At 55.5% G+C, this 454-nt stretch carries 1 protein-coding gene; it reads left to right on the top strand.

Annotated elements, in window-relative coordinates; genetic code table 11:
* Positions 1-454, top strand: a 454-nt coding sequence (locus ACU8YC_RS27380) for an FAD-binding protein (protein ID WP_446896311.1), incomplete at both ends; no start/stop codon positions are given.

Here is a 454-nt window from a genome sequence, read left to right as displayed (position 1 = left end):
CCATCGTAACCGGCGACGGTATGGTCATGGCACTTAGCCATGGCCTTCCACTGCGTGATATGGAATTCGTTCAGTATCACCCGACCGGTCTGCCAGGCTCCGTTATCCTGATGACTGAAGGCGGCCGCGGTCAAGGCGGTATTCTGGTCAACAAAAACGGCTACCGTTATCTGCAACACTACGGGCTGGGCCCAGAAACTCCGCTGGGCGAGCCGAAAAACAAATATATGGAACTCGGTCCGCGCGACAAAGTTTCTCCGGCTTTCTGGCACGAATGGCGCAAAGGCAACACTATTTCCACTCCGCGTGGCGATGTTGTTAACCTCGACCTGCGTCACCTCGGCGAGAAAAACCTGCGCGAACGTTTACCGTTCATCTGCGAAGTGGCGAAAACCTATGTGGGTGTCGATCCGGTTAAAGAACCGATCCCGGTACGGCCGACAGCACACTACAC

The sequence above is a fragment of the Citrobacter sp. VF227 genome (assembly GCF_052950715.1).
This window is presented reverse-complemented; position numbering and strand designations above follow the sequence as displayed.